The 1,458-nt window shown below is 66.5% G+C and carries 2 protein-coding genes; both read right to left on the bottom strand.

Annotation, left to right across the window (positions count from 1 at the left end; genetic code table 11):
- Positions 1 to 134: 134 nt before the first annotated feature.
- Positions 135 to 380 (bottom strand): hypothetical protein, encoded by a 246-nt coding sequence (locus L981_RS30490; protein WP_043625665.1) that lies wholly within the window; start codon positions 378 to 380, stop codon positions 135 to 137.
- On the bottom strand, positions 362 to 1,458 hold a 1,097-nt coding region (locus tag L981_RS30495; protein ID WP_043625667.1), incomplete at its 5' end, for an amidase. The genes L981_RS30490 and L981_RS30495, both read right to left, overlap by 19 nt.

The following is a 1,458-nucleotide window of genomic DNA, read 5'->3' on the forward strand; positions in this document are numbered from 1 at the left end:
TTTTGCGGACTTCCGCCATGGCTTCCGGGCCGATGCCGTCGCCGGGAAGGATGAAAAGTTTGCGGGCCATTGTCGGCACTCCTGTGGTTTTCAGTCTGTGTAAAGCGGCACGGCCGCGTTGATAATGATGCGGGCTAGGCTGCTGCCTTCGCGCCTTCGATCTGTCCGATGCGCTCACGCAGTGTATTGGCGACTGCTTGCGAGGCCGAAGACACGGCGATTTCGAGGCTGGCCTTGCCGCCGTCCACCTCGATCGCGAGTTTCGAAACGCTGACGCCGAGTCGGCGAACGATGTCGAGCAGGCGGGAGACGATGTTCTCGAGATCGCCGCTCTCGATGGTGTAGCGCATCGTGTCGCTCATCATGCGACCTTCGGCCATGGGCGCTGCTCCGGACGCATGGTCTCGAAGGCGCGCGCGAGGCGAAGCACGCCGATATCGTCGAACTGCTGGCCGATGATCTGCAGGCCGATCGGCAGGCCGCCTGCGGTATAGCCGCAGTTGAGCGAGATTGCCGGCTGGCCGCCCATGTTGACGGCGACGGTGAAGGCGATGTGCTCGAACGGCTTCTGCGGGTCGTTGACCGGCGAGGCCCATTCGGCCGGGTAAGATGCGGTCGGCGCGGTCGGCGACAGGATGAAGTCATAGCCGGAAAGTGCTGCATGCAGCGCGTTGCGCATCGCCTCGATCTGGGCGAAGCCGGTATAGACCTCACGGCCGTTAAAGTCCTCGGCCGTTTTGATCCAGTCGAAGATGTAGGGCAGGATCTGCGCCTGCTTTTCCGGCGAAAGGCGCGAAACGTCTTCCCAGCCGCGTGCCCGCCAGAAGCGGTCGAGACCGTCGATCATCTCGCGCGTCAGGAACGGGCCGATCGGCTCGATGGTCGCGCCGGCGTCGGCAAAGAGCTCGGCCGCCTTCTTGACCGCCTGCTCCGTTTCCACCGTGACCGACTGGCCGAAGCCGGCGTCGAGCCAGAGGCCGATCTTCAGGCCCTTCAGGTCACGGTCGAGATCGAGCCAGGGAATATCGGCATAGGGCAGGGACATCGTGTCCCGGGCGTCCGGCTGCGACAGTACCGACATGTAAAGCGCCGTATCGGCGACCGTCCGGGTCATCGGGCCGGCGACGCGGCCGATGAAGGGCGGGTTGATCGGCACGCGGCCGGCCGAAGGCTTCAGCCCAACGATGCCGCACCAGCCGGCGGGCAGGCGGACCGAGCCGCCGATATCCGTGCCGATGTGCAAAGGCCCATAACCGGCCGCGGCGGCCGCACCCGCGCCGGCGCTCGACCCGCCCGGATTGGCCGAGAGGTCCCACGGGTTGCGGGCAAGCTTGTGGAAGCTGGAAAGGCCGGAGGAGAGCATGCCGTAGTCCGGCATGGTGGTCTTGGCGAGCAGAATGCCCCCCGCCTCGCGGGTGCGGGCCGCCGGCGGCGCGTCGGCCGTGGCCGGCGTCAGCG

The sequence above is a fragment of the Ensifer sp. ZNC0028 genome (genome assembly GCF_000799055.1).
Lineage (GTDB): Bacteria > Pseudomonadota > Alphaproteobacteria > Rhizobiales > Rhizobiaceae > Ensifer.